The sequence below is a fragment of the Mesobacterium pallidum genome (genome assembly GCF_019966535.1).
GTDB classification, from domain to species: domain Bacteria; phylum Pseudomonadota; class Alphaproteobacteria; order Rhodobacterales; family Rhodobacteraceae; genus Mesobacterium; species Mesobacterium pallidum.
The window spans coordinates 218745-242970 of sequence record NZ_JAIMID010000002.1 but is presented as its reverse complement, the minus strand read 5'-3'; the positions used below and the strand labels follow the sequence as shown (position 1 = coordinate 242970).

Here is a 24226-nt window from a genome sequence, read left to right as displayed (position 1 = left end):
TCCCCTCAAAGGCTGATGCGTCGGAAATCCGACAGCAGGGTCTTGAGGTGAACGAGGAATTTCGCCGCGGCGACGCCGTCGACCGCCCTGTGATCCCAGGACAGGGACAGCGGCTGGATCAGGCGTGGCGCAAAGCCTTGCCCGTCCCAGACCGGTTGGATCGCGGCGCGGGTCATCCCGAGGATGGCGACTTCGGGTGCGTTTATGATCGGCGTGAAGTTCGTCCCGCCGATGCCGCCAAGCGACGAGATCGTGAAGGTCGCACCCAGCATCTTTTCGGGGCGCAGTTTCCCGGCACGGGCCTCTGCGGCAAGCGCCGCCATCTCACGGGCGATGGCGCCCACGCTTTTTGTGTCCGCTGCCGTCACGACCGGAACGACAAGTCCCTCGGTGGTGTCGGTCGCCACACCGATGTTGATGTATTTCTTGAGGACGAGATGGGCGCCGTCGACCGACGCGTTGAATCGCGGGTGGGCGCCGAGCGTGTGCGCGACCGCCTTCACGACAAAGGGCAGCAGGCTCAGTTTCGTCTCGGCGCCTTCGGCATTCAGCGATGCCCGGAACGCGTCCAGGTCGGTCACATCGGCCACCTCGAAATTGGTGACATGCGGAATGACCATCGCGTTCCGTGCGAGCGCAGGTCCGGAAATCCGTGCGATCCGTGACAGTTCGATGCGCTCGATCTCGCCGTATTTCGCATGGTCGACCTTGGGCCAGTCGGGCAAGCCGGACAGGGCGCCCTTGTCGGAACCCTGTTCCTGCCGGGACAGCGCCGTCCGCACATGTCCGTGCAGATCGTCTGGCGTGATACGCCCTTTGCGGCCGGTACCCGACACGCAGCTGACGTCGACGCCAAGGTCGCGGGCGAGCTTGCGCACGGACGGGGACGCGTGGCTGCCGGTCGACGCTTTGCGCTGGTGCGGCTTGGGGTCGGGGGGCCGGGCGACGGCAATGTCCCGTGCCACTTCGGGCGCCGGGACGGCCGGGGTCGGGGTCGGGGGCGGGGGCGGGGACGGGGTCGGGGTTGCCGGGGGCTTTTCTGCGGCGGCAGTGCCCGACGGGGCGATCCGCAGGACAAGCGTGCCGGGGGAAACCCGGTCGCCTTCGCTCACGAGCACCTCGGCCACGCGCCCGCTGACGTCACTCGGCACGTCCAGCGTCGCCTTGTCGGATTCGAGCACGAGGATCGTGTCGTCCTTTTCAATCGTGTCGCCCACGGAGACCGGGACTTCGAGAACGGGCACGTCCGCGAAATCACCAATGTCCGGAACCGCGATGTCGATGATCCCGGTCATGTCTTTCCCTTTCACACGGTCCACGGGGCCGGCGCGGCCCGTTCGATGCCGAAGGCCTGCAGCGCTTGGTCCAGAAGGTCGGCGGACACCGCGCCCTGACGCACCAGCGCTTCGATGGCCGCCAGGGCGATATGGCGCCGGTCCACTTCGAAGAAGTCGCGCAAGGCCGCGCGCTGGTCCGAGCGACCGAACCCATCCGTCCCGAGGGTGACGAACCGGCCCTGGACATAGGGCGCGATCATGGCCGGCAGGGCGCGGACGTAATCGGTCGCGGCGATGACCGGCATCGGGCCGGGGAGCATCCGTGCCACGTGCGCGGTCCGGACAGTCTGGCCGGGGGCATAGCGGTTCTGGCGCTCGGTTTCCGCGGCCTCGCGCGCAAGTTCGCTGTAGCTTGTTGCGCTGAAGACGTCCGAGGCGATGCCGAAGTCCGACGCAAGCAGGTCTGCGGCGGCCAGAACTTCGTTCAGGATGGTGCCCGAGCCCAGCAGACGGACACGGGTTTCGGCAGTGTCGTCGCCCGCCTGCGCGATGCGATAGAGGCCGCGCAGAAGGTCCTCTTCGATCCCGTCGGGCATGTCCGGCTGGGCGTAGGATTCATTCATCACGGTGATGTAGAAGAACTCGTCCTGCTGTTCGGCGAACATGCGTTGCATGCCGTGATCGAGGATGACAGCCAGTTCGTAGGCGTAGGCAGGGTCGTAGGACCGGCAATTCGGCACGGTCGCGGCGACAAGCAGGCTGGTCCCATCCTGGTGCTGCAACCCTTCGCCCGACAGCGTGGTCTTGCCTGCCGTCGCGCCCAGCAGGAACCCCCGGGACCGCTGATCCGCCGCAGCCCAGATAAGATCGCCGACCCGCTGGAACCCGAACATCGAATAGTAGATATAGAAGGGCAGGGTCGCCACGTCGTGGATCGAATGCGACGTGGCCGCCGCCGCCCAGGACGAAATCGCGCCGGCTTCGGTGATGCCTTCTTCCAGCAGCTGCCCGTTCTGCGCCTCCTTGTAAAACAGCATCGACGCGGCATCTTCGGGTTCGTACAGTTGCCCGGTCGGGGCGTAGATCCCGATTTGGCGGAACAGGTTGTCCATGCCGAATGTCCGGGCCTCGTCGGCAACGATCGGGACGATGCGGGGGCCGAAGGACTTGGTCTTGAGCAGGGCGCTCATCATCCGGATCGCGGCCATGGTCGTGGACATTTCCCGGCCATCGGGCGCGAGCGCGAACTTGGCATAGGTGTCGCGCTTGGGCACGCTTGGCGGCGCGTCCTTGACCGTGTGCGGCGCGCGTGACGGGATCGGCCCGCCAAGCGCCGCGCGCCGCGCGCGCAGGTAGGTCATTTCGGGGCTGTCCGGATCGGGTTTGAGAAACTCCAGTCGTTCGAGCTGTTCGTCAGTCAACGGCAGCTGGAACCGATCCCGGTACTCGGCCAGGGCGCCGACATCGAGCTTCTTGGCCTGGTGGGCGGTGTTGCGGCTTTCCCCGGCATTGCCCATGCCGAACCCCTTCTTGGTCTTGGCCAGAATGACGGTGGGCCGCCCCTTGTGCGCCTTGGCGGCGGCAAACGCTGCATGGAGTTTCCGGAAGTCATGTCCGCCGCGCTTGAGACGATTGATTTCCTCGTCGGTCATATGCGCGACAAGCGCCTTGGTTGCGGGGTCGGCGTCGAAGAACCGGGTGCGATTGTAGTCGCCGTCCTTCGAACCAAGATCCTGGTACTGGCCGTCGACCGTTTCCGAGAACCGGCGCAGAAGCACGTCGTCGGTGTCGCGGGCAAACAGCCCGTCCCATTCGGACCCCCAAAGCACCTTGATGACGTTCCAGCCCGCACCGATGAACAGGCTCTCCAGTTCCTGGATAATCTGCCCGTTTCCGCGCACGGGGCCGTCAAGACGCTGCAGGTTGCAGTTCACGATGAAGGTAAGATTGTCGAGCCCTTCGCGGGCGGCGAGTGTCAGCCCGGCAATCGATTCCGGTTCGTCCATTTCGCCGTCACCGAAGACGCCCCAGACGTGGCGGTCGGTCGTGTCGGCCAGGCCGCGATGCCCCAGGTAGCGCATGTATCGGGCCTGGTAGATCGCATTCAGCGGCCCGATCCCCATGGACCCGGTCGGGAATTGCCAGAAATCCGGCATCAGCCATGGATGGGGGTAGGAGCACAGGCCCTTGCCCCCGACTTCGCGCCGGTAATGCGCAAGCTGCTCTTCGTCAAGGCGGCCTTCGAGGAAGGCCCGGGCATATACACCCGGCGCGGAGTGCGGCTGGTAGTAGACAAGGTCACCGCCGAAGTCTTCGGTTCGGGCCCGGAAGAAGTGGTTGAAGCCCGTTTCGAATATTTCCGCGGCCGAGGCATAAGAGGCAATGTGCCCGCCAAGACCGCCATAGGCATTGTTGGCCCGCACGACGATGGCGAGCGCATTCCAGCGCATGATCGACGTGAGGCGCTCTTCGATCTCGAGGTCACCGGGGTAGGGGCCCTGCTGGGGAACGGGAATCGTGTTGCGATAGGATGAATAGGGCTGACCGCTTTGGAAGACGCCCTCGCGCCGCGCGGCCTCTTCGATACGCCGAAGCAGATAGGCGGCGCGCGCGTGTCCGTCCCGCTCGGTGACCGATGCCAGGGCGTCCAGCCATTCACGGGTTTCAATCGGATCTTCGTCCAGCTCTCGGTGGTTGGGGGGCTGTGTCATCGGTCTCGCCTCGGATGCTTTCGTGTTGATCCGAGTCTAGGTGTCGCGCCGGAACAGGTGGTGCCGAAGACGCGGGCCGCAGACCGGCCTCGCGGCAGATCCTGCGGCTGAGGACGGTTCTGAAGCATGTCCTGCCGAAGTGGCGAGATACGACGTGATTCCCGCTTGGCCGGGTTCCCGGCGCCCGGCTAGACCGGCTTCAGATCAAGGAGGATCACGATGTCCAAACGCACTGCCGCCATGCTCGTGGGAAGTCTGCGCACCGGGTCGATCAACCTGCGGCTGGCCCGCGCGATCGAGCGTCATGCACCCGAGGGGCTTTCGTTCCGCTAGCTGAAGATGGATGACATGCCCTTCTACAACGGGGATCTCGAACCGGATCGCCCCGAAGCAGTGCGCAGGTTCATACGCGAAATCAGCGGGACCGATGCCATCTGCATTGTGATGCCGGAATACAATCGATCCGTGCCGGCGCTGCTCAAGAACGCGATCGACTGGGGGTCCAAACCGCCGGCCAGGAACGTCTGGCGCGACCGCGTGATCGCGATGACGGGTGCGTCTCCGGGCGGGATCGGAACCGCCGTCGGGCAGCAGCACCTACGCCAGATCCTCTCTATCCAGGGGGCGTTTGTGATGCCGGGTGAGACATACATAACCTTCCGGACTCCGGACATGATTTCGCACGAGGGTGTCATCGAAGACGCGTCCGTCCGGGCGTTCGTCGGAGATTTCGCCGCGCGTTTCGCCGCCCTGATCGAGCGGTTGGGATAGGCGTCCTCAGGCTTCGGTCGGCAGCTCGGTCTTGTATTTCACCTGCTTGAGGGCAAAGCTCGACCTGATGTTCGAGACGCCGGGAATGGTCGTCAGTTCCTTCAGGATGAACCGTTCGAGTGCGGCCAGGTCAGGCACGACCAGCCTGACCAGGTAGTCGCTATCGCCCGTCATCAGGTAGCATTCCATCACCTCGGGAAACACACGCATTTTCGCTTCGAACTTGGCAAGCGAGGTTTCGACCTGCCGTTCCAGCGTGACCTGAACGAACACGTTCAGCGACAGGCCAAGCGCTTCGGGGTCGGCCAGCGCAACATAGCCGCGCAGCACTCCATCGCGTTCCAACTGTCGCACGCGGGCAAGGCAGGGGGACGGCGACAGGCCGATCCGGTTCGACAGTTCGACGTTCGTCAGCCGTCCGTTCGCCTGAAGCTCCTTCAGAATTCTCATATCTGTCTTGTCGAGCGTGCGCTTCAGCATGATTGCCTCGTGGGTCTGGTCCTTGCGGCATGATCTACTGCGTCCGGCTTGTTTCGGGCACATGGCAAATCGGTTTTTGCGATGCCTCTTTGATATCGGCGGCAAGTGATTGCAGTCATCTCAACCGCAAGCCGCACGACTACGGTTTGCGGGTCACGGCCGACGTGACAGGCGAACAGGACCACCCAGGAGAGACCCGATGATCGAGCAATCCATTGTCCCGGATGGAGCGAGTGTGGCCGAACTGGCTGCGCGCGAGGCGCAGCGGTGTGCGGCGCTCTTGCAGGCGCGGCCAGATGTGCTCGAGGCGATGCTGGCCGACGATCTGGTCCATATCCATCTCAACGGCAAGACCGACGACAAGCCGGCCTACATGGATGCCATGCGGCATGGCTATGCATTCCGCGACCTGACGCGCGGAGACCTCAATATCCGGTGCTACGGAGACTTCGCCGTGATGACGGGGCCGCTTTCCCAGACGCTCGAAGTGCTTGCGACAGGGGACATCCTGAAGTTCGATGCGGTGACGACACAGACCTGGATCCGTCTCGACGGTGTCTGGCTGCTCAATACCTGCCACAACGCGCCGGTGCCGGTGTGAGCCGCGAAAGAGGAGTGTGAGCATGTCGCTAGCCAGTTTTTCCACGGGTTCGACGGCCGCCAGGCTGGGCAAGGTGATCGGGGATGTTGTTGTCGACCTGAGCGTCGCGGCCCCCGACCTGCCGACGACCGTCGCGGGTTTCCTCAAGGCAGGCGACCGGGCGCGCGACCTGTATCGCTCGGTCGATGCGGATGCCGGTCAGGCGCTGCCCCTGAGCGAGGTCCGTCTTCATGCGCCCGTTCCGGCCCCGGAGAAATTCCTTGCGATCGGAATGAACTATTCCGACCATGGCGAGGAAGCCCGGAAGCTCGGTCTTGAAGTCCCCAAGTACCAGCTGTGGTTCAACAAGCAGGTCAGCTGCATCGGCGGTCCGTTCGACGGTATCGTCATGCCGTCCGTCAGCGATCAGCTTGATTACGAAATCGAACTCGCCGTGGTGATCGGAACGGAATGCCGCAACGTCCCGGCAGAGGCGGCGCGCGCCGTGATCGGTGGCTACATGGTCACGAACGACGTGTCGGTGCGGGACTGGCAGTTCCGGACCTCGACCATGACACTTGGCAAGTCCTTCGATACGCATGGCCCGACCGGGCCATGGCTCACGCTTGACCACGAAGTGGCGGATCCGCTTGCCCTGAACCTGACACTGACGGTGAACGGGGTCGAAAAGCAACGCGCTAGCACCGGGGACATGATCTTCGATATCTACGAACAGATCGCGTACCTGTCGCAGGTGATGACGCTTAAACCGGGCGACATCCTTGCGACCGGGACACCCAGTGGCGTTGGCGTGTCCAGGGAACCGCCGGAGTTCCTGAAGCCTGGCGACGTCGTCCGGGCAGAGATCGAAGGTCTGGGCGCGATAGAAAACCGGGTGATCGTGGCGTGATGGAAACAAGGGTCCCGACCGCCTGGACGGTCGGGGCGGGTCCAAGGGAGGAGATAGACATGAGCACAGGCAAAGTCGAAAACTTCGAGGTCGTCGTCGATGGCGGCACGCTTACCGGACTGCGCGTGCGCGGCACGACAGGGGACGGGGCGAACAGACCGCTTGTCCTGGCCGTGCACGGGGGGACCTACACGTCGCGATACTTCGACATCGAGGGCCATTCCCTGCTGCAACGCGCAGCCGACCAGGGGTTCGACGTGATCGCGGTCGACAGGCCCGGCTATGGGGGGTCGACCCAACTTCCTGATGCACCCGACCTGATCCAGAAGAATGCCGAATACCTCGTGCCCCGGATCCCCGCGCTGCTTGAGGATTTCGGCACCTCTGCGCCGGTTTTCATGATCGGACATTCGATCGGAGGCGCGGTGGTCATTTCCATGGCCGCCCTGCAGCCCGCGTGGACCCTTGTCGGGATCGCGGTTTCCGGTGTCGGGCTGAAGACGCCGCCCGAAAGCGCGGAAGCCTATGCGCAGTTCCCGCAGGTGTACTTCGTGGACTTGCCCGCACCGATGAAGGATCAGGTCATGTTCGGCCCGGCAGAGACGCGGGGCGCAGGCATGCCCGAAGCGAGCCATGTTGCGAACACGCATTGCCCGCTCAACGAACTGCTCGACATCACTGGCGGCTGGCAAGACCGCGTTCGTGATATCGCGGCGCGGGTCCGGGTCCCGGTTCATGCGCGCATGGGCGAACACGAAGCGCTCTGGATCACGACGCCTGACCTGGTGGACGATTTCGGCAGGGCCTTTTCATCAGCGGGCACGGTAAGTTCCGACATTGTCAGGGATGCGGGCCATTGCATCGATTTCCACCGATGCGGCGGCGCATTCCAGGACGATCAGCTTGCTTTCGCGCTGAAGTCGGCCAGCGCCGACGTCGCGTGACGGGGTCCGATAAAGGATCGGTATCGCTCTGACACTTTCAGCACCTGCTGGACGCAGCCCGAGGTCCTTAGCCTGATCTCGGGAGCAGGCTTTGCCTGCGTGACCATCATGGGAGGATGGCATGAAAAAAGATTGGAAACGGTTGTGGCAGGGCGCGGCAGTCGTGCTCGCCATGGGCGCGGCCGCGGGCGCGGCGCAGGCCCAGAACGCAGACGGCATTGCGCTGCGTGATGTTTCGGTGGTCGACACCCGGACGGGCGACATCGCCGAGGCGAGGACGATCCTGCTTCGGATGGGACGCATCGAGGCCGTCCAGGACGGTGCCGCCGCCATCGACCCGTCCTACCGGATCATCGAGGGGGCCGGCCGGTTCGTTGTTCCCGGCTACAACGACATGCACGTGCACGTGTTGTCGGGTGACGCCGATGCCGTCACCGACCATGACCATTCGGGCGGTGACGAGACCGGTGACAGCGCAAAGCTGGACCTGCTGCTGGCCAATGGCGTGACGGGCTTTCGCCAGATGTCCGGCTCGGCCGAGGTCATCGCGGCAGCCCGCGCATTGAACGAGGCCATCGCATCGGGAGCGCTGGTCGCGCCAGAGGCGCTACAGGTGACCGGCGACATCTATCTGGGGCAGGCGCCGACGCCCGAGGCGGCCCGCGGGTTCGTCGCGGCGCAAATGGCCGCAGGGTCGGATTTCCTGAAAGTCGTTGGCGGCCCGCGCGAGGGCGTGCTGGCGGCTTTGACCGAAGCCGAAGCGCTTGGTTTCGATGTCGCCGGCCACCTGCCGACGGCGCTTTCGACAGCGGACGCGATCGACGCGGGCTGGGATGTCTTCGAGCATCTGGGCGCAACGCCGGGCATCATGCTTGACTGCGCAAGGGCCGGCGAACCCATCCGGGCGCGCATGACCCAGGCCGCAAACGGGCCGGTCACCTTGCCACCCACGTTCCTTCTCAACCCTCTGCTTTATACCGGCGCACGGCTCGCGCCCGCGCTGACCGGGCTGGTCGGAAGTTTCGATCCCGACATGTGCGCTGCGGTCGCCACCCGTTTCGTCGCGCATGATGTATGGCAGGTGCCCACGCTCATCCGGCTTCGGACCATGAGCCGTGGCGGCGATGCCGCGTATCGGACGGACGCCAATCTGCGCTTCCTGCATCCGAAGACCCGCGCTCTTTGGGAGCAGATGGGCGAACAGTTCGACACGGAACTCAGCCCGGAGACCAAGGCCGCGGTGACCGCGATGTACGACCTCCAGACGCGGGTGGTCGCGAACATGCATGATGCGGGTGTCAAGATGATGGCTGGGTCTGACGTGGGGGGTATCTGGCTGATCCCGGGGTTCTCCCTGCACCAGGAATTTGCAGAGCTTGAACAGGCTGGCCTGTCCCCTCTGTCCATTCTTCAGATGACAACGTTCAATGTCGGCGCGTTCCTTGGGCGTCCGGACACGGTGGGTGTTGTCGCTCCCGGGTTCGACGCGGACCTGGTCGTGCTTGACGCGAACCCGCTCGAGTCGGCCGCGAACATGGCGTCGATTGCCGGGGTCTTCACGAACGGAACCTACCTCGATGCCGCCGACCTCGAAGCGATGAAATCGGCAATCTCAAGCGCCTACGGGGGATAGGCGCGCGTGGTTTCAGGCTCCGCGCCGCGGGAGACGCAGGCGGGGAGCCTTTCGTGCCCGGCGGCTGCATCCGGTGGCGATAGTGAAATGGTATCATCCTGACGATGATGCCATCTTCTGCGATCCCCGCCATGTCGTACTAATCGCAAGTGAACAGAGGATTTGGGAGGAAACGCGACATGCGACAGCCACGCGGATCGGATCAAGCCGAACGGCTTGCGGGACGAATGATCATCGTGACCGGGGCCGCACAGGGGATTGGCGCGGAATATGCCCGGGCACTGGCCGCAGACGGGGCCCGCCTGGCCCTGTGCGATATCGTCAGCCCGGACGAACTGGTCGCCGAGTTACGGGGCCATGGCGCAGACGTGACCGGGGGTGTCTGCGATATCACCGATGGCCCGGCTGTTGCGGATTTCGTGGCAGAGGCCACGGACAGGGTCGGAGCGATCACCGGCCTCGTCAACAATGCCGCGATCTTCGCCTCGCTGCGTCCCGGTCCCTTCGAAGCGATTTCGTCGGAAGATTTCGACCGGGTGCTGTCCACGAACGTGCGCGGGACATTCGAGGTCATTCGCGCCGTGATGCCGGGCATGCGCCAGGCCGGCTACGGCAAGATCGTCAACATTGCCTCGGGCACCGCGTTCAAGGGAACGCCGGGGCTGCTGCACTACACGGCGTCCAAGGGGGCCGTCATCGCCTTGACCCGGGTCCTTGCGCGCGAATGCGGCGCGGACGGGGTCCGCGTGAATTGCCTGACCCCCGGCTTCACGCTGAGCGAAGGTATCGCCGAGGCTGACGATACCGCCGACATCAATCGGATGACCGTGGCGTCGCGGTGTCTGCCGCGCGACCAGATGCCTGCCGACCTGACGGGTGCCGTCGGTTTCCTGCTGTCCGCTGAAAGCGACTTCATGACCGGCCAGACAATCGTCGTCGACGGCGGGTCCGTGATGCACTGATTCACGTTCATCTTTCCAGGCACAGGACACTCCGACACATGGCACATGCAAATCAGGCGTTCATCGCCCCGCTGTTGGACCGATTTCCCGGGATGCAGGTCGGGGCGGGACCAAATCCGGGCCTGCACCTGTTTCATGCGCCCAACTCGATCTGTTCGCAAAAGGTACGGGCCGTGCTTGCCCAACTGGGCCTCGATCACTGGTCGCATGTGCTGGATATCTTCCAGGGCGAGACCTACGATCCGGTCTATGTGCGCAGCCGTGTCGAGGGGTGCGCCGCTGCCGGGCTGCGGCTGTCGCACCGGCATCTTGGCACGACCTCGGTCGCGACCAGTGGCTGCGATGCCTGCGTCGTGCCAACCCTCATCGACTCTGTCAGCGGCGACATCCTGGTCGACTCCCTGCGGATCTGCCTGGCGATTGACGGGATGGCAGGCGCGACGCTGGTGCCCGACGGGATCAGGGACGACATCCTCGCAGAGCTTTCCATGATCGACGATCTGCCGAATTATCAGAATCTTGCGGTTCAGGTCATCCCGGCAGGCGCGCCGCGGAATGCATTCGCGGCCAGCAAGGTGCGCAGGTGCACCGCACTGATCGAGGAATACGGAGACGACCGGGCCTTGCGCGCCGCCTACGAGGCAAAGCGCGACAAGGAGCAATCGGCCGCGGACCAGCTGTTTTCAGAGGGCGAAATTGCCGCCGCGCGGGACGCGGTCGCACGCGCGTTTACCGCGCTCGAGGTCCGGTTGGCCCGGCAGGCGGGGCCCTGGCTTTTCGGTGACGACGTCACGATGGCCGACCTGTTCTGGGGCGCCGAGCTGATCCGGTCCGACGATCTGGACGAAAGCGGCTCTTGGGCGGACGGATCCTTGCCTGCCGTCGCTGCCTACTACGATCGGCTGCGCGGCTTGCCCGCTCTTCAGGCGGCGATCCTGAATTTTCCGGGCGCCCGGCTGACGCCGAAGCCCGCCACGCCCTGACACGATCACGCGGTCAGACAAATCGGGAGGACCCGCCACATGAACCCATTGCCAAACACCCATTATGTCGGAGGCGTCTGGGCGGAAGACGTAGGGCCGACCTTCGACGTCACGAACCCGCTGGATGACAGCGTTGTCGCCAAGGTGGCTGCCGGGGGACGCCCCGAGGCAGAGGCGGCGGTCGCTGCCGCCCAGTCGGCCTTTCCGGCCTGGGCGAACATGACGCCCGGGGAACGGCAGCTTCTGTTCCTCAGGGCTGCCGACATCACCGAACGACGCCACGATGAGATCGTTCACCTGCTGGCGGTCGAGGCGGGGACCGGACGTGCCTTTGCGTCGTTCCAGGTGAAATTGTCCGCCAACCTGCTCAGGCAGGCGGCGTCCTGGGGATATCTGCCCTACGGCGATCTGCTGCGCAGCGACACGCCCGGACGGATGGCGATGGCAACGCGCAAGCCGCTGGGGGTCGTGGCGGGTTTCACGCCCTGGAACGGGGCGTTCTTCCTGGCGTGGCGGACAATCGTGCTGCCGATGGCATTCGGAAACACCGTCGTGATCAAGCCGTCCGAGCTTGCGCCGATGTCTGCCGGACTTGTTCAGGCCGAGATCTTTCACGAAGCGGGCTTCCCGCCGGGCACGATCAACGTGATCACCCACGCGCCCGGCGACGCGGCCGGAATCGCCGATGTCTTCTTTGAAAGCCCGCATGTGAGGTGCATCAACTTCACGGGCTCGGACCGGACAGCGCGGATCCTTGGCGAACGGGCGGGCCGCGCGCTCAAGCGCACCGTTTTCGAGCTGGGCGGGTACAATCCGATGATCGTGCTGGAGGATGCCGATCTGGACCACGCGGCCCGCGCGGTGAACTTCGGTGCGTTCTTCCACCAGGGCCAGATCTGCATGAACACGCGCAAGGTCTATGTGGCCCGTACGGTGCACGATGACTTTGTCGCACGTCTTGCGACCCGCACGGCCGCCCTGAAATCCGGCGACCCGCTGGAGGCCGGCGTTGTCATTGGCCCGCTCATCAACTATACGGCAGTCGAAAAGACCGAGGCGCGGATTCACGAGGCACTGACCGCGGGGGCAAAGCTGGTGACGGGTGGGCAGCGCACCGGCCGCGTTCACGCGCCGACCATCCTCGCCGATGTGCCGCCCGGATCGCCGGCGGCCAATGGATGCGACGAAACCTTCGGCCCGCTTCTGGTGGTCGAAGCCTTTGACGATCCCGAAGAGGCATTCGCAAGGGCGCAGAACACACCTTTCGGGCTGAGCGCGGCCATCATGACCGGTGACGCGGCACGCGGTTTGGCCATGGCCCAGCGGTTCGACACGGGGATCGTCCACGTGAACGGATCGACCATGGCGGGCGAAGCGTCGCTTCCGAACGGGGGGGTGAAGGATTCCGGCTGGGGCCGGTCGGGGCACTACGCGGTCGAGGATTTCACCGAGATCCGCCTGACGACGGTGACGACAGGGCCCGGCCACTATCCGTTCTGACATCACAAACGACGGCCGGGGTTTTCACCCCGGCCCGCGTCTGCCTCAGTTTCCGAACATGAGAGCGTTCATGCTGAACAGCGATATCTGCGGAATGAACGTGATGAACCCAAGTATCACGACGAACACGAGGAAGAAGGGCAGGGTGCCTTTGTAGATATCCTTCGTGTTCATGCGCAGGGCTGACTGCGCCACGAAAATGTTGATCCCGAAGGGCGGTGTGAACAAGCCGATGGCGAGGTTCAGCGTCATCACGATCCCGAAGTGAACCTTGTCGATCTCAAGCGCGTCCACGATCGGGATCAGGATGGGTGTCAACAGCAGGATGGCCGACAGCGGATCCATCACGCAGCCCCAGAGAAGCAGCATGATGTTGACGGCAAGCAGGAATTGCCAAGCCGAGATATCCATCGAGACGATCCAGGCCACCATGCTTTGCGGGATCTGGTTGACGGTGAGTATCCACGAAAAGAGCCCCGCGGCAGCCACGATGACGAGGATCTGAGCCGAGAAGAGAATGGACGTGACCGCACAGTCGAGGATGTCCCGCCAGGACAGTTCGCGGAAGATGAAGCGCGTGACGACCATGGCGTAGAAACAGGCGACGGCGGCGGCCTCGGTCGGAGAGAAGATGCCGCCGTAGATGCCTCCCAGCACGATGACCGGTGCGCCAAGGGCCCAGACGGCCCGTTGCATGGCGCTGGCGATGCCCGTGAGGGTCGGCCGCGACCGGGAACCGAAACCGCCGACACGTGCCCGGACCATGATGTAGGCCGCAAGCACCCCGGCCAGAAGGAGGCCCGGCAAGACACCGGCCGCGTAGAGCCTGGGAATCGAAGTTTCGGAGGATGCGCCGTAGACGATCATCGGAATTGACGGCGGGATGATGATGCCGATGGCGCTGACAGACGTGATCATCCCGGCCGAGAACGGACCGGGATAGCCGTCTTTCTTCATCTCGGGGTGCATGACCTTGCCCACCGATGCCACCGCCGCCGCGCTTGACCCGGATATCGCACCGAAGACGGTGGCCGTCCCGACCGTGGTGACCCCAAGCGCGCCGGGGAGACCGCCGACAAAGCTCCGAACGAAGTCGACCAGCCTCAGGGACACCGTGCCGCGTGACATGAGCTCCCCGGCAAAGATGAAATACGGAACCGCGAGGAGGCCGGAAGAACTGATTGACCCGAACAGGTTCTGGTGCACGGCCGTCATCGGAATGTTCATGAAGAAGGCCAGTGCGACGACCGAGGCCGTGAGCAGGACAACGAAGATCGGGACGCCGAACAGAAGCAGCGTCGCAGGAAGAAGGCCAAGCGCGAAAGTCATGACGATGTGTTCTCCGCGGTAAGGGTTTCGTAGGGCTGCGCCCGATCCGGACCGACGGCCAGCAACCCGGCCACCCGCCAAAGCGCGATCAAGGCGATACTGGCCAGGCTCAGGGTGATCGACCCGTGCACGATCCACATCGGGATGTGGGCGGCATCGCTCGTCATGCCGAACTTGAACACGCGCAGGACGTATCCGTAGGACAGCCAGGTCACCCATCCACAGGCACCGGCGGTGACAAGGCTTTGAATGACGGCCAGCGCGCGCCGCCAAGGGGGCCCAAGCATGTCGACGACCAACGACATCGCGATGTCGGCGCGGCGCCACGCTGCCACGATCGCCCCGAACCAGGTGATGACGATCATGGCGTAGACCGCGACCTCGTCGGCCCAGAGCAGGGCCGCATTGAACACGTACCGGGCGACCACGTTCCAGACGGACAACCCCACCATGGCGATCAGGATCAGCCCCAGCACCACCTGGACGGCGGCCATGCATTTTCCCATGACTTTTTCCATTTTCTCCTCCCGGCGCCACCTGTCCCCAGCGGACAGGCCGCACCTTGACCCTCCACAGGTTCTACCCGGATGATTGCTATCGGTTAGATGCAACAATCGTCGCTCTGATGCGAAATTTGTATCGCTTATCCACAAGGTCCGGAAAAGCTTGACAGTTGGTGATGCGAAATGCGGAGCTGATTGTCACGGTGATCGAAAAACGCTATCAGACAGCGATGAAATTCAACCAACTTCGCGATTTCGTGGCCGTGGCCGAACACGGCAGCCTGCGGGCAGCCGCGCGCGCGCTTGGCTTGGCCCAGCCGGCGATCACCCGGTCGATACAGGAACTCGAGCATTCGCTGGGCGCGCAATTGTTCATTCGCGAAGCGCGTGGCGTCAGGCTCACGCCGATCGGCGAAGGGTTCCTGACGCGTGCAACGATGATCCTCGGCGAAGTGCGCCGGGCCCGCGAAGCGGTGCATCAGCAGCAGGACGGAGTCGAGGGCGAACTGGTTGTCGGTCTCTCGATCGCCGGGCATCTGGGCCTGTTTTCCAAGTCGCTGCGAACCTTTCGGCGGCGCTATCCGTCGGTCCGCCTGCGCATCATCGAAGGGTTCATGCCGACGCTCGAAAAGGACCTGCGAAATGGCCAGATCGACATTTACGTCGGTCCGGTGCCAGCGGAATCGGAGGCGGCCGAGCTGAACGTGGAAAAGCTGTTCGACAATGAAAGGGTCGTCGTGGGCCGCAAGGAGCATCCGATGGCTGGCGCCACTCGTCTTGCCGATCTGGCCGGAGCGGATTGGCTGGCGACCTCGATCACCCATGATGCCGGGGATGAACTGAACCAGGTGTTTTCCGACAATGCGCTTCCGCCGCCGCGGGTTGTCACGCAGTGTCAGTCGGCGTTGTCGATCCTCACGGCGCTTGTGGAGTCGGATCTTCTGGCGATGTTGCCGGTTCAATGGGTCGAGTCGCCGCTTTTGATCGGCTTGCTTCGACAATTCGAACTCGACGAATCCTTTGCGGCCCCGCCGATCATGATGGTGCACCGCGCCGGGATCGGCCTGACCCCGGCGGGAGAGTTTCTGACGCACCTGATCCGGGAAGCGGCGAAAACCGGGTTCGAACCTGTCTGATAGCATTTCCGTATCGCACCGACATTTCTGAAATCTATCGGTATCGCTCTTGCTCGGCCAGTGTCCCCTGGAACAGGCCAGAGGGAGGGCGAGATGAAACCGGTGGAAACCGATGTCCTGATCGTGGGCGCAGGGCCTTGCGGGCTGATGCTTGCCAACGAATTGGGGCGGCGCGGTATCAGGGTCATCCTGGTCGACCGCGAAGCGACGGTCGCGACGGCGCCGCAGGCGAATGCGACGCAGGCACGGACCATGGAACATTACCGGCGGCTTGGCTTCGCCGATGAAATCCGCGCGCTCGGGATGCCGGACGATCATCCGACCGACGTCGCCTATTTCACGACCTTTTCCGGTCATGAACTGGCGCGCCACAAGATGCCCGCGTCCCGCGATGCCGCGACTTTCCTGCGCCAGCAGGCGCATGTGTGGAACGGCGCGGAACTGCCACATCGTGTTCCGCAAAGCCTTGTCGAGCAGACGCTGTGCCGAAAGGCGCAGGGCCTGCCCACCGTGTCGATCTGGTTCGAAACCGAACTGGAGGGGTTCGCACAGGATGACACGGGCGTTCTGGCCAATCTGCGCGAAACGACAGGGCGGGCCTACCAGATCCGGGCGCGCTACCTGTTCGGGGCCGATGGCGGCAGCAGCACGGTCCGAAAACAGCTTGGCATCCGCTACAGCGGGGGCGAGACACGGCAGCGCGACTTCATGGGCGGCAACATGCTGTCGATCTATCTGGATGCGCCCGCGTTTTATGACCTGAAGATCCCGCGCGCCTGGATGTACTGGACCTTCAATCGCAAGCGCCGCGCACTATTGGCGACGGTCGACGGGCGTGGTTCGTTCGTGCTGCAGACGCAATTGCGGGAAGGTGAAGACGCCAACAGGATGAGCGAGGCGGAAGCCGGTGCGCTTTTCCTGCAGGCCGTGGGCCGGGACCTTCCGTTCACGGTCACCGGAATCGCCTCGTGGCTGGCCGGCCGGGCCTTGGTGGCCGAGACGTTCTTGGACGGGCGGGTCTTGCTTGGCGGCGACGCCATCCACCTTTTCACACCGACCGGCGGCATGGGCTACAACACCGCCATCGAGGATGCCGTGAATATCGGCTGGAAGCTCGCGGCGGTCATCAAGGGACAGGCCGCGCCCGACCTGGTTGCCAGCTACGAGGCCGAGCGGCGCCCCGTTGCCATCCGGAACACGACCTTCGCGCTTCGCTTTGCGGATTCGGTCGGTCTGTATGTGCCATCGCCCGCGATCCAGGACGCCGGCCCGGCTGGGGATGCAGCACGTGCGCGGGCAGGCGCCTATCTGGGCAGCCATGCCGCCCGCGAGTTCACGATCCCCGGATTTACCTTTGGGGCGCGATATGACGGATCCCCCGTGATCGTCGACGATCGCACCCCGGTCCCGCCCGATGCGCCGTCGGTCTACGTGCCGACGGCCAAGCCGGGCGGTCGTGCGCCGCATGCCTGGCTTGCCGACGGTCGTTCCCTGTTCGATGCGTTCGGGTTCGACTGGACCCTGCTGTGTGTCCACCCGTCCGATCCGACGGTTGCGGCCATGCGCGGTGAGGCCCGGCAGCGGGGCATCGACCTGGAGGTCGTGGATATCTCGAACGAACCCGTCGCAATGGACCTCTACGAGGGGGCATTCACGCTTGTTCGTCCCGACCAGATCGTCGCGTGGCGGGGGGACCATGCATCGGCCGACGACGCCCGATGCGTTTTTGACATCGTGACAGCACATGCCGGCGCCCGAACGGTCGCCGATGTCGCCTGACCAGAAGGAAGACACCCAGATGAAATTTGCCAGCTTCAGCCAGAACGGACGCAAAGGCCTCGCGGTCGAGACCGACACCGGGTTCCGGGGACTGACCGAGGACGCCCCGGGATATCCGGGATCGCTCCTGTCGCTCTTGCGCAGCGGCCAGGATGCCCTGCCGCGTGCCCATGCCGTGCTTGCAAAGGGCGCCGTGATCGACCTGGACAAGGTCGTCCTGATGCCGCCGGTGTCGGACCCCGAAAAGATCGTTTGCGTCGGGCTGAATTATTCGGACCACTCGGCAGAGAGTGGTTTCGAGCAGCCGGATTATCCGACCCTTTTCGGCCGCTTCAACTCCTCTCTCATCGGTCATGGCGCACCCATCCTGCGCCCCGATGTCTCGGAACAGCTCGACTACGAGGGGGAACTGGTTGCCATCATCGGGCGCGAGGCGCGAAACGTCCCTGTCGACCGGGCGCTCGACCACGTGGCGGGGTACTCGATCTTCAATGATGCCTCCGTGCGCGACTACCAGTTCAAAGCGCCACAATGGACCGCGGGCAAGAATTTTGACGATACCGGCGCGTTCGGTCCGGTCTTCGTGACGTCGGACGCATTGCCGGCGGGCTGCCAGGGCCTGACCTTGATCACGCGGCTCAACGGTCAGGTCGTCCAGCAGGCGCCCATCGACTCGATGGTGTTCTCTGTCGCCGAGCTTGTCTCGATCTGCTCGGACTTCATGACCCTGCGGCCCGGCGATGTGATCGTGACCGGAACGCCGTCAGGTGTCGGTCTCGCGCGCGACCCCAAGCTCTGGATGAAAGACGGCGATGTCTGCGAGGTGGAGATCACGGGACTTGGCGTCCTGTCGAACCCGATCCGCGACGCGCAAAACGACATGCTGGCCAAATCGGCCTGATCCGGTGGCAGGGAGGAAACCATGACTGCTATCAACGGCAAGGTCGGGGCAACCAGGCGTCCCGGTGAACTGGGCATCCATTCGATGGACACGTTCCATATGAGCGTCCCGGATCTTAGAATAGCCCAGGACTTTTACACGAGCTTCGGCCTGGACGTCCGGGAAGAAGGGCAGGGGCTGGGCCTTTTCACCACGGGGTCCGAACATCGCTGGGCGAGCCTGTCCGAGGATGCAACGAAGAAACTACGTCACCTGAGCTTTGCCGTCTTCGAGGAAGATTTCGAGCGCCTGCGCCGCAGGATCGAACGGAACGGCGTGCGGCTGGTAGACGTTCCAAACTACTACGACCATGAGACCACGGGCTTTTTCTTCATGGATCCGTTCGGAACCATGATCGAAGTCAAGATCGCCGAAAAGACGTCCCCGGACGAAAAGTCGTCGTTCGACATGTCGTCCGTGCCGGCCGGCCAGATGGGTTCGATGCAGCGCGCCCATGCGGTCCGCGTCAGGCCAAGAAGACTGGCCCACCTGCTGGTGTTCACACCGTCGGTGCCGGACTCGCTGTCGTTCTATTCCCGCAACCTGGGACTTCGGCTTTCTGACCGCTCCGGCGACGGCATCTGCTTCATGCACGGGATTCACGGCTCTGATCACCACCTGATCGCCTTTGCGAAATCGTCCGCGCCCGGGCTCCACCATTGCTCGTGGGATGTGAACGACGTGAACCAGATCGGTCTCGGGGCCATGCAGATGGCGGACAAGGGCTACCAGAAGGGCTGGGGCCTTGGCCGGCATGTCCTTGGCTCGAATTACTTTCACTACGTCAAGGACCCCTGGGGCAGCTATTCGGAATACTCAGCCGATATCGACTACATTCCATCGGACCACGACTGGGACGCCGGAGATTATCCGGCCGAGGACTCGATCTACCTTTGGGGGCCAGAGATCCCGTCGGACTTCGTGCACAACTACGAAGCCGAGACCGAGCCGGCCTGAGACGGACCGCGATGCCGCATGGGCATCGCGGGAACGCGCCTGCAATCTTGGAGGTCAGGCGCGCGAACACTATCGAACCATGAAGCGTCTGCGCGAACGACAGCCGCCTCGCGATGTCAGGGAGGACACGTAAATGACAATGAAATCCAACATGAAAGCCGCGCTTTGCGGCGTTGCCTTGGCCACACTCGTCCCGATGGGCGCGATGGCCCAGGACTATGTGCTGAAGGTCTCGGCCCCGATCCCGCCGACCGAAAAGGATGTGGTTTACGCCTATATGGTCGCCTTTGAAAAGGGCGTGGAGGCAGGCAGCAACGGACAGATCGACGTCCAGCTTTATCCCGCGAACCAGTTGGGGCAGCTGCCTGCCGCGATCGAAGGCGTGGCCATGGGCACGATCGAGGTTTCCTTTTCGATCATCGGTTTCTTCTCGACGCTCGACCCGCGGTTTGCCGTGCTTGATGCCGGTGTCCTGTTCCAGTCACCCGAAGCCGCGATGGCCACGTTCCAGTCGCCGCAGGTGCGGTCGCTGTTGTCCGATTTCGGGGCCGGAGCCGGCGTTCAGCCGCTGACTGTCCTGATCGATGGGCAGGGGGTCATCATATCGAAGGACCCGATCGAAACGGTGGCGGATTTCAGCGGCAAGAAGGTGCGCAGCGGCGGCGCGACTCCCTTGCTGAACGAACCGCTCAAGGCGGTTGGCGCGGCCCCCGTCGCCATGCCACTGGGCGAGGTCCTGCCGGGGCTTCAAACCGGAACGATCGATGCGGCCACCAACAGCATGAGCGTGGTCAACGCGTTCAAGATGTACGACGCCGCCAAGAACGTGACCTATCTGCCGGGCAATTACACGACCGTCGGGGCGGTCATCAACAAGGACTTCCTGGCCATGATCGGGCCGGACCTTGCCCGGATCGTGCTGGACGAGGCGCAGAAAGCCGAAAGCGTCGTGGCCGCACACCTGGCCAATGCAGACAAGATGGAAGCGGCCTGGGAAGCGTCCGGTGGAACCGTGATCCGGATGAGCGACCAGGAAACGCGCGCCTATCTCGACCAGATCACGCCCGTGGTCAAAGCGATCGTCGACGGTGATCCGCAGATGAAATCGGATTACGAGACGATCTCGGCCGCCGTACCGCCGCAAAGCTGACCGAAACCACCCGGAGACCCAAGCAGCCAGCCGCCCGTCGCGGCTGGCTTTTCGTTTCTGACGTCACCCTGTGTCCGTGGCTTGACGGCCAGAGATGCCATACGCTGCAAACTGGAGATTGTAGGAGAGATGACGACCATGAAACTCACGCATCTCAGGGATATCATCGCGGCCGCAGAACTGGGGAGCCTGCGCGCGGCGGCGCGGCATCTGGGCATTGCCCAGCCGTCGATCACGCGAAGCATAAGAGAGGTCGAACAGGAACTTGGCGTCCCTTTGTTCGAACGCCACCAGCAGGGTGTGCGCCTGACGGCCATGGGCGATGCCTTCCTGAAACGCGCGGTCGCGGTTCAGTCCGAACTCCGCCGGGCGCGGGAAGAGATCGACCAGCTTGGCGGTCAGCTGGTCGGGGAGGTGTCCGTCGCCATGTCCGGTGTCTCGTCGCTGGCGCTCATGCCGAAAGCCGTGCGGACCTTCCGCGCCAAGTACCCCGCCGCGCAACTCAAGATCACCGAAGCCTTTTTTCACGCCGTGGAAGCGCAGGTTCTCAACGGGCAGATCGATTTCTGTGTCGGCCCGTTTCGCGAGGTGACGAACGAAGGGCGCCTGATCGTCGAAAAGTTGTTCGACCATGAATGGGTGGTGATCTCGCGCAAGGGCCACCCCTTGGCACAATGCCGGACGCTTGCGGAACTGGTCGATGCCGAGTGGGTGCGCCCGGCCCTGGCCGAACGCGCCAACGAAGCCTATATCGCGCGTCCGTTTCTGGACGAAGGTCTGATGCGGCCCAACGTGGTCATGAATACGACCTCGGCAACGACGACCCTGGTGGCCGTGGCGAACAGCGACCTGTTGACGATCCTGCCGCGCAGCATGTTGAGCCCGCCGATCGACAGCGCGCTCTTTTCGGTGCTCGACATAGCCGAGAAAATGCAGGGCACGCAAATCTGTCTCATCCGGCGGACGGGGATGCCGTTGACCCCGCTGGCCGAGTATTTCGCCGACATGATCAAGCGCACGGCGCTGGCCATCAATCCTGTCGCGCCCTAGCGGTGGCCGCGCCGGATCGTGATACGGAATGCGTATCACCTTTCAGATTATGCCATCTGTTCCGAGTTCATCTTTGTCGGCAGTCTCATGGCCAGAAATGGCGCATCGGGTCATGATTTGACACCCAGGCGATGCGCGGCAGGAGGGAGAGGCACATGCCGAACACAACGCAAAGATCCTTGCAGAGGCTGATCGACGACCACCCGGATCTCGTGACCTATTTCCGGAACGAAACCCGCGCGCCTCACAGCCGCAATCGCCCCGGTCCGTCGCCCGTACCGGCCGAGGTCACCAATTGGCGCGACGAACAGCGCGCCTGGCGCGAGACGGCGGTCCTGTTCGATCAGTCTCATCACATGCCCGAAACCTTCCTCAAGGGGCCGGATGCGCTGAGGCTCCTGACGTGTCTCGGGATCAACAGCTTTGCCAACTTTGCCCCGGGCAAGGCCAAGCAGTACATCGCCTGCAATCCGCAGGGCCAAGTCATCGGCGAATCCGTCCTGCAGTGGATCGGGGACGACACGTTCGAGCTCATCTCGGGGATGCATTTGCAGGATTGGGTTGCCTTCAACGCAGTCTCGGGTGGCTACGACGTCACGATCACCCGCGATTACCAGACCTCGGCCAACACCCAGGGCCGGACGTATTTTCGATTTGGAATGGACGGCCCGAATGCCGAAGCGATCTTCCAGTCCGTCGTCGAAGGCGGCGCCCCCGAGATCAAGTTCTTCAACACGAAGATGGTCAGGATTGCGGGCTGCGATGTCCGGGCGCTTCGGCATGGCATGGCCGGTCACAAGGGTGTCGAACTGTCCGGCCCCTATAAAGACGGCGAAAAGGTCCGGGCCGCGCTGTTGGACGCGGGCAGGGCGCATGGGCTCAGGCAGGCCGGACGACTGGCATATTTTTCGACGCCAAGCGAGGGCGGATGGCTCGCTTACCCGGTGTCGGCCATCTATTCGTCGCCTGATCTGAAAGCCTTTCGCGACTGGCTGCCGGCCGACAGCTGGGCCGGGCAGGCGCAGCTCAGCGGAAGTTTCGTAGGCCGGTCCATCGAAGAGTACTACCTGACACCCTATGACATGGGGCTGGGCCGCCTGATCGGGTTCGACCATGATTTCGTCGGGCGCGAGGCGCTCGAGGTGCTGGCCGACCGGCCGCAGCGCCGCAAGGTGACCTTGGTCTGGAACAAGGAGGATGTCGCCGCGATCCACGCGTCCATGTACGCGCCCGGCGTGCCCTGCAAGTCCATCGAAATGCCCGTCGCATCCTACGGCTTTCCCCAGGCGGACGAGGTGCGCAGTTCCGGGGGCGAGCTCATCGGGATGTCCGGCTTCTGCGGATACAGCTCGAACGAACGCGAACAGCTGTCCATCGCCGTGGTCGATGAAGCCTGCGCACAGACGGGTACGCCTGTCACGATCGTCTGGGGAGAGCCCGACGGCGGCACAGGAAAACCGCATGTCGAAAGGCATCGCCAGATCCCGGTACGCGCAACGGTGGCGCCTGCGCCCTATGCCCTTGCGGTCCAGAAAATGAAGAAATCCGGCCTCGGAAGATCGGCGGCCTGACCGGACGCGTGACCCCACGCGCCACGAGCGTTCAAGTTTGTCTCAGGGAGGAGACCACCATGAATAGGACCTGTTCAACGGCCATTGCGACCCTTGTCGCGCTTTGTGCCACGACGGCGAGTGCCCAGTTGGTCACGCTGTCGACCACCAGCCCGGGCGGCCTGGCCCATTCGGTCGGATCGGCCATCGCCAAGACCGTCAGTCAAACGACGGACCTGCGCATGGTCGTCGTGCCTGCCGGCGGCTCGCCCATGCCGGCGGTCGCGGGGGGCGAGGCCGAATGCGGAATAAACATCGCCTTCGATCTGGCCTACTTCGTCAATGGCGATGCCTATTACAACTCGGACGGCGCGCATCCGAACCTGCGCATGGTGGCGGCGGTGCTGCCGTCGCAGCTTGCGATCTATGTCCGCAAGGATTCCGAAGTCGAAACGGTCGCCGACCTCAAGGGCAAGCGCGTCCCGAGCGAGCTGAATGCGCAACTCGCCATCGGGGCGGTCTACGAAACGTTCCTTGCGCTTGGCGGACTGACCCGCGACGACGTCACGTCGATCCCGGCCCAGAGCATCGTCCAGGCAGCAGACGACTTCTCGACCGGTCGCAACGACACCTTCGCCTTCTCTATCGGAACGGCCAAGGTGCTTGAAGTCGACAGTTCCGTAGGTGGGCTCAAGGCCCTGCAGATCGACGCGACCGATGCGAACTCGGAGGCGCTGAACCGCAACTTGCCGGGGGCCTATTTCTCGCTCGTGGAACCGAATGAGAAGGCGCCGCAAATCGTGGCTCCGACCAATGTGATCACCTTCGACATCGTGATGTTCTGCGCGGATACGGTTCCCGAGGACACCGTCGCGACGATCACCAAGGCGGTCTACGCGAACAAGGACATGCTGGCCGATACCTACAAGGCGATGTCGCGCTTCGATCCGTCCAAGATGGCACCCAAGGTGCCGGGCGTGGCCTATCACCCCGGCGCAGAGACCGCATACGGCGAGATCGGCCTTGGCACGCCCGAGGGCTGAACGGCCGTCGTTCGGGGCAGGCGGCAGCCTGCCTCGCA

At 63.8% G+C, this 24226-nt stretch carries 21 protein-coding genes; 16 read left to right on the top strand and 5 right to left on the bottom strand.

Annotated elements, in window-relative coordinates:
- Positions 1–5 precede the first annotated feature (5 nt).
- Positions 6–1295 (bottom strand): 2-oxo acid dehydrogenase subunit E2, encoded by a 1290-nt coding sequence (locus MF270_RS03865; protein WP_238364540.1) that lies wholly within the window; start codon positions 1293–1295, stop codon positions 6–8.
- 11 nt (positions 1296–1306) lie between these two features.
- Complete coding sequence (gene mdeB / locus MF270_RS03860; RefSeq protein WP_238364539.1) at positions 1307–3988, bottom strand: alpha-ketoglutarate dehydrogenase; 2682 nt, start codon at positions 3986–3988, stop codon at positions 1307–1309.
- A 339-nt stretch (positions 3989–4327) separates the two neighbouring features.
- Here mdeB and MF270_RS03855 point away from each other — a divergent pair, with 339 nt between their 5' ends.
- Positions 4328–4759: an NADPH-dependent FMN reductase gene (locus MF270_RS03855; protein ID WP_238364538.1), complete on the top strand. Its 432-nt coding sequence runs from the start codon at positions 4328–4330 to the stop codon at positions 4757–4759.
- A 6-nt stretch (positions 4760–4765) separates the two neighbouring features.
- On the opposite strand, the gene MF270_RS03850 is transcribed toward MF270_RS03855, so the two are convergent.
- Entirely contained in the window at positions 4766–5239 is a 474-nt protein-coding gene (locus MF270_RS03850) for an Lrp/AsnC family transcriptional regulator (protein WP_238364537.1), read from the bottom strand.
- A 199-nt stretch (positions 5240–5438) separates the two neighbouring features.
- Here MF270_RS03850 and MF270_RS03845 point away from each other — a divergent pair, with 199 nt between their 5' ends.
- The 7 genes from MF270_RS03845 (at position 5439) to MF270_RS03815 (ending at position 12751) form a co-directional block, all read left to right on the top strand.
- Positions 5439–5840, top strand: a complete 402-nt coding sequence (locus MF270_RS03845) for a nuclear transport factor 2 family protein (protein WP_238364536.1) — start codon at positions 5439–5441, stop codon at positions 5838–5840.
- Between the two features lie 22 nt (positions 5841–5862).
- Positions 5863–6729, top strand: a complete 867-nt coding sequence (locus MF270_RS03840) for a fumarylacetoacetate hydrolase family protein (protein WP_238364535.1) — start codon at positions 5863–5865, stop codon at positions 6727–6729.
- The gene (locus MF270_RS03835) at positions 6729–7673 is read left to right on the top strand and encodes an alpha/beta hydrolase (RefSeq protein WP_238364534.1); all 945 of its coding nucleotides are present in this window, start codon (positions 6729–6731) and stop codon (positions 7671–7673) included. Before MF270_RS03840 ends, MF270_RS03835 begins: the two co-directional genes overlap by 1 nt.
- A 142-nt stretch (positions 7674–7815) precedes the next feature.
- A complete protein-coding gene (locus MF270_RS03830) occupies positions 7816–9306 on the top strand; it encodes an amidohydrolase family protein (protein ID WP_238364533.1) in 1491 nt (496 codons plus the stop codon).
- Positions 9307–9485: 179 nt separating this feature from the next.
- A complete protein-coding gene (locus MF270_RS03825) occupies positions 9486–10268 on the top strand; it encodes an SDR family NAD(P)-dependent oxidoreductase (protein ID WP_238364532.1) in 783 nt (260 codons plus the stop codon).
- A gap of 38 nt (positions 10269–10306) precedes the next feature.
- Positions 10307–11251, top strand: coding sequence for a glutathione S-transferase family protein (locus MF270_RS03820; RefSeq protein ID WP_238364531.1), 945 nt, complete (start codon positions 10307–10309; stop codon positions 11249–11251).
- Between the two features lie 39 nt (positions 11252–11290).
- Positions 11291–12751: an aldehyde dehydrogenase family protein gene (locus MF270_RS03815; RefSeq protein WP_238364530.1), complete on the top strand. Its 1461-nt coding sequence runs from the start codon at positions 11291–11293 to the stop codon at positions 12749–12751.
- A 45-nt stretch (positions 12752–12796) separates the two neighbouring features.
- Here the strand turns inward: MF270_RS03815 and MF270_RS03810 are convergent, their stop codons facing one another.
- Both MF270_RS03810 and MF270_RS03805 read right to left on the bottom strand, forming a co-directional pair.
- Positions 12797–14080, bottom strand: a complete 1284-nt coding sequence (locus MF270_RS03810; protein WP_238364529.1) for a TRAP transporter large permease — start codon at positions 14078–14080, stop codon at positions 12797–12799.
- Complete coding sequence (locus MF270_RS03805) at positions 14077–14598, bottom strand: TRAP transporter small permease (protein ID WP_238364528.1); 522 nt, start codon at positions 14596–14598, stop codon at positions 14077–14079. Before MF270_RS03805 ends, MF270_RS03810 begins: the two co-directional genes overlap by 4 nt.
- A 161-nt stretch (positions 14599–14759) precedes the next feature.
- On the opposite strand from MF270_RS03805, the gene MF270_RS03800 reads away from it, so the two are divergent.
- From MF270_RS03800 to MF270_RS03765, 8 genes are all read left to right on the top strand, one after another.
- Positions 14760–15719 (top strand): LysR substrate-binding domain-containing protein, encoded by a 960-nt coding sequence (locus MF270_RS03800; RefSeq protein WP_238364527.1) that lies wholly within the window; start codon positions 14760–14762, stop codon positions 15717–15719.
- Positions 15720–15812: 93 nt separating this feature from the next.
- The gene (locus MF270_RS03795) at positions 15813–17498 is read left to right on the top strand and encodes an FAD-dependent oxidoreductase (RefSeq protein ID WP_238364526.1); all 1686 of its coding nucleotides are present in this window, start codon (positions 15813–15815) and stop codon (positions 17496–17498) included.
- Positions 17499–17517: 19 nt separating this feature from the next.
- Complete coding sequence (locus MF270_RS03790; protein WP_238364525.1) at positions 17518–18399, top strand: fumarylacetoacetate hydrolase family protein; 882 nt, start codon at positions 17518–17520, stop codon at positions 18397–18399.
- 21 nt (positions 18400–18420) lie between these two features.
- The gene (locus MF270_RS03785) at positions 18421–19395 is read left to right on the top strand and encodes a VOC family protein (RefSeq protein ID WP_238364524.1); all 975 of its coding nucleotides are present in this window, start codon (positions 18421–18423) and stop codon (positions 19393–19395) included.
- 133 nt (positions 19396–19528) lie between these two features.
- Complete coding sequence (locus tag MF270_RS03780; protein ID WP_238364523.1) at positions 19529–20545, top strand: TRAP transporter substrate-binding protein; 1017 nt, start codon at positions 19529–19531, stop codon at positions 20543–20545.
- A gap of 138 nt (positions 20546–20683) precedes the next feature.
- The gene (locus tag MF270_RS03775) at positions 20684–21595 is read left to right on the top strand and encodes a LysR substrate-binding domain-containing protein (RefSeq protein WP_238364522.1); all 912 of its coding nucleotides are present in this window, start codon (positions 20684–20686) and stop codon (positions 21593–21595) included.
- Between the two features lie 155 nt (positions 21596–21750).
- Positions 21751–23166: an aminomethyl transferase family protein gene (locus tag MF270_RS03770; RefSeq protein ID WP_238364521.1), complete on the top strand. Its 1416-nt coding sequence runs from the start codon at positions 21751–21753 to the stop codon at positions 23164–23166.
- 59 nt (positions 23167–23225) lie between these two features.
- Positions 23226–24188 (top strand): TAXI family TRAP transporter solute-binding subunit, encoded by a 963-nt coding sequence (locus tag MF270_RS03765; protein WP_238364520.1) that lies wholly within the window; start codon positions 23226–23228, stop codon positions 24186–24188.
- Positions 24189–24226 lie beyond the last annotated feature (38 nt).